Annotated in this window: 6 protein-coding genes; 3 read left to right on the forward strand and 3 right to left on the reverse strand. The window is 54.9% G+C overall.

The genetic code is table 11. From position 1 onward, the window contains the following. Positions 1 to 34 precede the first annotated feature (34 nt). Positions 35 to 1558 carry a polygalacturonase PglA gene (gene pglA / locus E6C51_RS15155; protein WP_190236571.1) on the forward strand — a complete coding sequence of 508 codons (1524 nt, stop codon included), beginning with the start codon at positions 35 to 37 and terminating at the stop codon, positions 1556 to 1558. Continuing rightward, positions 1555 to 2670, forward strand: coding sequence for a glycoside hydrolase family 88/105 protein (locus E6C51_RS15160; protein WP_190236572.1), 1116 nt, complete (start codon positions 1555 to 1557; stop codon positions 2668 to 2670). The genes pglA and E6C51_RS15160 overlap by 4 nt, the downstream gene beginning before the upstream one ends. 259 nt (positions 2671 to 2929) lie before the next feature. Here E6C51_RS15160 and E6C51_RS15165 read toward each other — a convergent pair whose 3' ends face one another. The 3 genes from E6C51_RS15165 to exbB are packed head-to-tail and all read right to left on the reverse strand — an operon-like array spanning position 2930 to position 5272. Next, the gene (locus tag E6C51_RS15165; RefSeq protein WP_190236573.1) at positions 2930 to 3871 is read right to left on the reverse strand and encodes an energy transducer TonB family protein; all 942 of its coding nucleotides are present in this window, start codon (positions 3869 to 3871) and stop codon (positions 2930 to 2932) included. Further along, positions 3868 to 4341: a TonB system transport protein ExbD gene (gene exbD, locus E6C51_RS15170; RefSeq protein WP_146936787.1), complete on the reverse strand. Its 474-nt coding sequence runs from the start codon at positions 4339 to 4341 to the stop codon at positions 3868 to 3870. Before exbD ends, E6C51_RS15165 begins: the two co-directional genes overlap by 4 nt. Before the next feature lie 4 nt (positions 4342 to 4345). Then, entirely contained in the window at positions 4346 to 5272 is a 927-nt protein-coding gene (gene exbB / locus E6C51_RS15175; protein WP_146936789.1) for a tonB-system energizer ExbB, read from the reverse strand. Positions 5273 to 5666: 394 nt separating this feature from the next. Here exbB and E6C51_RS15180 point away from each other — a divergent pair, with 394 nt between their 5' ends. Beyond that, positions 5667 to 7496, forward strand: a complete 1830-nt coding sequence (locus E6C51_RS15180) for a methyl-accepting chemotaxis protein (protein ID WP_190236574.1) — start codon at positions 5667 to 5669, stop codon at positions 7494 to 7496. Positions 7497 to 8056 lie beyond the last annotated feature (560 nt).

The raw sequence follows: 8056 nt of genomic DNA on the forward strand, positions 1-8056 counted from the left end.
ATCGGTCTGGCATCCGTTCCAGAAAGGATGGGTCATGGCTGAGTTACAGTGTTTGACGGTGACTGCGCGAACCGCGTGTTTTGCTTTTTCAGCATCGGACAACCTCTATGCGCTGAAAGCAACGGCAAGCTGGTCGCTGTTTGACGGTGATCGTGCTCCGGTGCAAAAGGGTGAGACCGCCAATGTGGTCTTCATGCTCAGTAATCTCCAGCCGGATCGCCATTATCTCTTGCGCGTTGGTGATGCAGAATATGCCTTTGCAACGCCGGTTGAATCTGCGCTGATTGATATTGCCGAATATGGCGCGCGCTTTGAAGCAGAGGATAATACGGCAGTTATTCAGGCTGCCATCAACGCTTTGCCAGACCATGGCACATTGCACGTGCCTGCTGGCGACTGGCACTGCGGCCCGCTGTTCTTAAAAAGCCGCATGACCTTGCTGCTGGAGAAAAATGCACGATTGATGGGGATTGCCGATCGCAGCCGCTATCCCATTTTGCCGCCCCGTGATGAGAAGGGCCGGGTGCTTGGCACATGGGAAGGGGTGGCCGAGGCCTGTTTTGCCAGCCTGATCACCGCAGTGGATTGCACCGATCTTGCCATTACCGGCGAGGGCACCATTGATGGCGGCGGCGATCGGGGCGATTGGTGGACATGGCCAAAGGAAACCCGCGATGGCGCAAGGCGGCCGCGCACCGTGTTTATCTCCCATTGTGAGCGGGTGACCCTATCGGGCATTACCGTTTGCAATTCACCGTCGTGGACGATTCATCCGGTCTTATCTCAGGCTGTCCGCGCCTTTGGCATTTTTGTGCGCAACGATCCGCTTTCGCCCAACACCGATGGCTTTGATCCGGAATGCTGCACGGATGTCAGCCTCAAGGGCGTGTTCTTCTCGGTCGGCGATGATTGCATTGCCATCAAGGCGGGCAAGCGTGATCCCAAAGGGGGATTGGATCAGGTTTGTGAAAATATTCTGATTGAAAATTGCCGGATGGAACGCGGCCATGGCGGGGTTGTGATCGGCAGCGAAATGAGTGGCTCGGTGCGCAATGTGACTGTGCGGCGCTGTAGCCTGAGCGAGACCGATCGCGGTTTGCGAATAAAGACCCGGCGGGGTCGCGGCGGTGTGGTGGAAAACATCGTGATGGAAGATTGTGTGATGGATGCGGTGCTGACGCCGCTGGCCATCAATGCCTTTTACTTCTGCGATGCGGATGGCAAATCGGATGCGGTGCAAACCCGAACACCGCAGCCGGTCACCGAGACGACACCGCATATTGCCAATATCACGGTGCGCAATCTGGCGGCCCATAATGTGGCTGTGGCGGCTGCCGCCTTTTTTGGCCTGCCGGAAGCGCCGATCATGGGCATCACGCTTGAAAACATCCGCATCACCTATGATCCCAAAGCTGTTGCTGATGTGCCGGTGATGGCCTGTCAGGTTGAGCCGGTGCGCCACGGCGGCATTATTGCCGAATATGCGCAATTCGACAGCCAGTGCGGCCTCGTGTTTGGCCCCTCCAATCGATCTCTGCCTGAAAGTCTTGCCGTATGAGTGACCCTTTTCTGGACTATTTTGATGCTTACGCCCGTGATTACGCACCCTATAAGGGCGGCAGCTGGTGCTACGAAGATGGCTGCCTCTATCGTGGTTTGATTGCCTTGTTTGACGCCACGGGTGAGGTGCGCTGGTATGACCATTTGAAACGCCTGGTCGATGCGCAGGTCGATGCTGAGGGGCAGCTGAGTGGCTATGTTCTGACGGAATATAACATTGACAATATCCTGCCGGGGCGGGCGCTGATCACCCTGTTTCAACGCACAGGCGATCAGCGTTATCGCAAGGCGGCAGATCGTCTGGCGCGGCAGTTGCAAAGCCATCCGCGCATTGCCGCCGGGCCGTATTGGCATAAATTGCGCTATCCCCATCAGGTCTGGCTGGATGGTCTCTATATGGGGCTGGCGTTCAAGGCCGAGTATGGTGCGCTGACCAATCAGCCCATGATGATGTGGGATGCCCTGGAGGAATTGCTGATTTCGCTGGATTTGACCGCAGATCAAACCAGCGGCCTTTACCGCCACGGTTACGATGAGCAGCGTCTCCAAAGCTGGGCGGATGCAAAAACCGGCCTGTCGCCCGCCCATTGGGCGCGTGCGCTTGGCTGGCTTGCCATGGCGATGGTGGATCTGTTTGACCTCTTGCCAGACAGTGCCAACAAGGTTGTTTTACAACAACGGATGACGGCTCTTTTCGACCGCTTATGCGCTCTTCGCACCAAAGACGGGCGCTGGTTGCAGGTGATTGATCAACCGGATCTCGCTGGCAATTATGCGGAAAGCTCGGCAACGGCGATGTTTGCCTATGCCTTTCTCAAAGCGGCCCGATTGGGGCTGGGGCAGGCCTATGCCGAGGCTGGCCTTGATGCTTTACGCAGTCTGAAGAGCAATGCCCTGCATGCCAATAAGGCGGGCCGGATCGTGCTGCATGACATCTGCTGCGTTGCCGGTCTTGGTGGCTTTGGTGATGTTTATCGTGATGGCACACCCGCTTATTATCTCTCGGAAGCGCTCAATGATGATGACATCAAGGGCGTTGGCCCATTGATGATGGCACAGGCTGAGACCTACCGCCGCAAGGCCGAAAAACCGCTGATCACGGCGGCGTAAAAGGGATACGGCTTTGGACCAAAGCGGTAGGTTTTAACAAACACGACCTCCTTATGGAGACAGTCAGGCTGTGGACAATCCTTGGTTTTATCCTCGACGTCATGCTCGGCCTTGTGCCGAGCATCTAATCACGTTTATTTTACAATAAAAATCAATTGTTTGGTTGGTCTCGGCAGATCCTCGGGACAGGCCCGAGGATGACGAAACGTCGTGCGAGAGGTTTGTCAGCAGTCTGACGGCCTCCTTGTGGAGGCCGCGCTTATCGCAGGTTGAACTTGAAAGGCACGGTAATGGTTTTTCCGGCTTCCGGTGGCGGTGCCGGAACAGGGGATGCTTCACGGATCATGTCGAGAATGGCTTGATCCAGGCCGGCAAAACCGGAGGAACGGGTAATCGAAACCGACAAGACATTGCCTCTGTCATCAATCTGGAAACGGGCATAGACGGTGCCTTCTTCCTTGTTGCGCTGGGATTCACGCGGATAGCGTTTACGCCGTTGCAGATAGGCGCTTAACTGCGCCTGCCATTTCGCAGGTGTAGCGGATGAAGAAAACAGACCCGAACTGGTGGTTTTCGCAGCCGTGCGCTCCGATTGCTTCACTTCCGCCTTTGCCTCCCGCGCAGCGGCTTGCGCTTTGGGCGGCGGCGGGGTGGATGCTCTTTGCTTGATGACCGGTTTTGGTTTTTCGGCCCGCTTTTGCTCAACCTTCGGCTCAGGTGGCCGAACAAGAGGCAGTGGAACTGCAACATTGTCCAGCTCTTCCGTCACCTGTTGTTCCACAGGTGGCGGCTCCGGCGCAGGTTCAGGCTTTTGCTCCACCGGCGGTATCACGGGTGGCGGCGGTTCCTCGATTTTTTCCGGCACGGGTGGCGTGGGTTCGGGCTCGGGTTGGGGCTGCACCACGGGTTCCGGTGGTGGCTCCACCGGCGGCGGTGTCAAGCTTTCCGACTTGACCTCCTGCGCATCGTGCTGATCTGGCGTAATCTGGTTTTCATCGACTTTGGTGGCTTCCGGCTCAGCCGCCATTTCAATCATGATGGCGGCGGGCGGCTCGTTGGAGCCTGCCACGTCTACCGGCTCCTGCATCAACAGCACCACAGCACCGGCATGGGCTGCAAAGGCCACAATGCCCGCCACTGTCCACAGCAGAAGATCTGTTGCAGCAAAATGGCTGCTTTTCGCATCAACGCTGGTTTTCATGGAGTGCCCGTGGCCTCAGTCGGGGCGGAGGGCTCGCTAAACGTTGCTTGCGGCAATGTTTCCAGCCCCACCAGCGCAATTTTCAAATAACCGGCATCGCGCAGCAGGTTCATCACAGTCATGAAGTCGCCGTAGCCCACAGATTTATCGGCACGCAGGAAAATCCGTGCATCCTTGTCTCCCTTTGCCACGCGCTCCAGTGCGGCGGGCAAAGCCTCCCGGCTGATCACATCATTGCCCAGAGACAGGCTCAAATCCTGTTTTAATGTCAGATAGATCGGCTCATCCGGCCGCTTGGCAGGTGCCGCGCTCGAGGCTGGAAGATCAACATTGACATCGACCGTGGCCAAAGGAGCCGCAACCATAAAAATGATCATCAGCACCAGCATGACGTCGATAAAAGGGGTGACGTTGATTTCGTGGCTCTCAACGAGATCATCACCGGATTGTTCGCGAATGCCGCCTGCCATGATCCTACTCCGTCACCACCTTGAGACGAGCAGCGCGCACCTCGGCGGGCATTTTGCGAAAGTCCAGATCGCGGCTGAGCAGGCGCTCAACGGCGGCACCTGCATCCACCAATTGTTGGCGATAGCCGGTCACGGCGCGGGCAAAAACATTGTAAATCACCACCGCTGGAATGGCAGCAACAAGCCCGATGGCCGTTGCCAGAAGGGCTTCGGCAATACCGGGAGCAACAACGGCCAGATTGGTGGTTTGCGATTCGGAAATGCCGATAAACGCGTTCATAATGCCCCAAACGGTGCCAAACAGACCAACAAAAGGACCAATGGAACCAATGGTGGCCAAGATGCCCGTACCGGCGGCCATGCGGCGTCCGGCACGCGCTTCAATGCGGGAAAGGGCAGATGTCAAACGCTCTTTCACGCCGTCATTTCCCGCATGATCGAGGGCGGGTTCAGAAAGTTTCAGCTCCTGAACGGCGGTGGTCAACATCAGGGAGACCGTGCCGCGGTGTTTCTCAAGGCCAATTGCGGCCTGATGCAGCGACCGTGCCTGCTGAAGAACAGCAAGGCCGCGTCGCGCTTGCGCCTTTGCCCTGCTGAGTTGCAGTGCCTTGGCAATCAGGATGGTCCATGTGGCAACGGATGCAAGTCCAAGCGAGATCATCACGCCTTTGACGATCCAGTCTGCGGCCATGAACATGCCAATCGGCGACAGATTATGGGGAATATCGGCGCGCGCTTGAGGGGCCGCTTCGGTCTCTATTGCCTTTGTTGCGGTCTCTGCCGGGGATGATGTCTCTGCCACTTGTGATGCGGATTGTGATGCGGGTGGCATCTGCTGGGCAGCAACAGTGAGCGGCAACAACAGGGAGCCTGTCGCAATCAAAAGGGCAAGACCTGCATGAATGAGCCGAGATGAGCAGCGCGACGCCATGAGACATCCTTCCAGACGAAAATTGATTTCAGGCGTCGTCACCGGCATGCGCGTGATCGAGCCATTAACACAGTCTTCGATATTAAACTTGAATAAGAATTTCAAGTAATAATCTGGCTTTGGCACAACCTAAAATCCGGCCATAAAATAGAAGTTGTGAATATATATATTTCTAATATCATTTTTGCGGGTGTTTCTCAAATATTTATTCAACCTTAGAGTGCGTTTATTAAAATGGCAAATCGAAAAAAGAAACGGAGGCTTTTGAAAAAAATCAAATATAAAACAGGAGCCTGGATCGGCAGAGCATTCCGATTTCGCCTTTATGACGATTTTCTAGTATTTTTTTAACGGTATGAAACTACGCGTTGTCCCAGTGCAGTGAGGGACACCCATGAAAAAAATTCGTATTGGTTGGCAACTGTTTTCGGTTGTCGGAATTCTCGTTTTCGGATTTTCCGTTGTTTTATTTTATCAAATCAGCACATCCAGCAAGAATATTTATGATCAAAAATATGATATGCAGCGGATTATGGCGGAAAGCGCCTTGTCTGTTTTGAAGTTTTACCACGCAAAAGAGGTCAAAGGCGAGCTGGATACAAAGCAGGCGAAGGCTTTGGCTTTCGACGCCATTTCGGCGATGCGTTATAACCCTGATGGCTATGTCTTCGCTTATGATTACAGCGGAACACGCCTTGCTTATCCTGATCAGGTTGGGGTTGGCAAAAATTATATCAACACCGCCGACAAATTTGGCACCCGGCTGATTGCTGATCTGATCGACGTCGGCCGCAAGGGCGGCGGCTGGACCAAGTATTATTGGACGCGCCCAACGCAACCTCCTGAGATGGTGTTTCCGAAAGTCGGTTATGGATTGGCATTTGAGCCTTGGGGTGTGATGGTGGGCACAGGTGCCTATCTGGATGATTTGCAAGAGTATGTTCAATCAGGCACCAACAAGGTGCTTGTCGCAGCCGCTGTTGTTTTGATCTTTTCGCTGGCGATTGCTTTCTGGCTTATTCGCGGCATCACAGGCTCTCTCGGTCGGCTGCGCGGCGCTCTTGATGAGGTTGCCAATGGCAATACCAGCTTTGAAATTCCTCATGCTGATATGAGCAATGAAGTTGGGATGATGGCGAAAGCCACGAAGGAGCTTCAGGAAAAGGTGCGTGAGCGTCAGGCAATGGCTGCGCGTGAGCAACAGCAGCAGCAGGCGCTGGATTTGGAGCGCCAAAACAATGCGGACATTCAGGCCCAAGAGGCCAGAAAACAGGCGCATGTTGTTGCCACCATTGGCGCATCGCTGGAGAAACTGACAACCGGCGATCTCACTGTGCGCTGCGCTGATCTTGGCGCCGAATATGAAAGCTTGCGCCAAAACTTCAACAACGCAATCTCCGGTCTGGAGCAGGCCATGGGCCGTGTCAGCCTGAAAGGCAATGACATCGCCGTCAGCAAGGAAGAAATCCGCCGCGCCTCTGGCGATCTGGCTCAACGCACCGAGCGCCAGGCAGCAAACCTTGAAGAAACATCAGCGGCTTTGGATGAATTGACCGTTGCCATCCGTCAGACCGCCGATGGAGCGAAGGAAGCGGCAAATCGGGTGCAATCCGTCAGCAAGGAAGCCCAGCAGAGCGATGGCATTGTGGAGCACGCCATTGAGGCCATGAGCGGCATTGAGAAATCCTCGGAAGAGATCACCAAGATCATTGGCGTGATTGATGAGATTGCCTTCCAGACCAACCTGCTTGCCCTCAATGCGGGCGTTGAAGCGGCACGGGCTGGCGAAAGCGGCAAGGGCTTTGCGGTGGTGGCGCAGGAAGTGCGCGAACTGGCCCAGCGCTCTGCGGCAGCCGCCAAAGAGATCAAGGACCAGATTGCCCGCTCATCAGCACAGGTCAATGAAGGTGTGCAGCTTGTTGGTAAAACCGGGGAAGCGTTGAAGCGAATCTCCAACCAGATCACCGAAGCAAACGAGGTGGTTGCCCGCATTGCCGCAAGCGCTGCCGAGCAGGATACCACCATCCGCTCCATCTCATCGGCACTGAACCAGCTCGACACCGCAACCCAGCAGAATGCGGCGATGGCGGAAGAAACCACAGCCTCTGCCGAAGTGCTGGCCAATGACACTGGCGATCTGCTGGAGCTTATTCAGGGCTTCAAAGTCTCAGGCCAGAGCGGCCAATTGCATGGCATGGCCCAGCAGATGCGCCGGGCAAGCTAATAAAGACTGCATCTGCCAAGACAAAAGCCGCTGGAGCAATCTGGCGGTTTTTGTCGTTTCAGGGCTCATACCCAGAGAAATTGAAAATCACTCTTATACCAAGACTCGAAGATGCTGACGCATCCTCGCCTTGCATAGTACACGACACAAACGCCTTTATGCGCCGTTTACCCCCCCCCCCTCTGGCTTGCCAGCCATCTCCCCCACAAGGAGGGAGATCGGATAGGCGCTCCCGCTGGTTTTTAACAATGAACCTGTGATTTCCGACACATACAGCGTCCTTTGTGCGTTTTATAAAACGCACAAAGGACGCTGTAGCGCTTTAAATATGCTGCATAATTTTTACCTTAAATCGATTAGGATTTAAGCAATTATGCAGTAGGACGTATGCTGTTGAGCAATAGGGTTGCTTTTTGTCGATCTCCCTCCTTGTGGCAGGCCTATCGCATATGGTGAATGAGCTCGAGTAGGTATTTCTCGTTCCATGCGGCCTTTTTGAGTTTTCGTCGCATGGGAACTCTTTCTGGATGCATGGTGGCAATGTTGAGTGCGAGCCGTCG

The sequence above is a fragment of the Gillisella terrae genome (assembly GCF_004801395.1).
GTDB classification, from domain to species: Bacteria; Pseudomonadota; Alphaproteobacteria; order Rhizobiales; family Rhizobiaceae; genus Allorhizobium; species Allorhizobium terrae.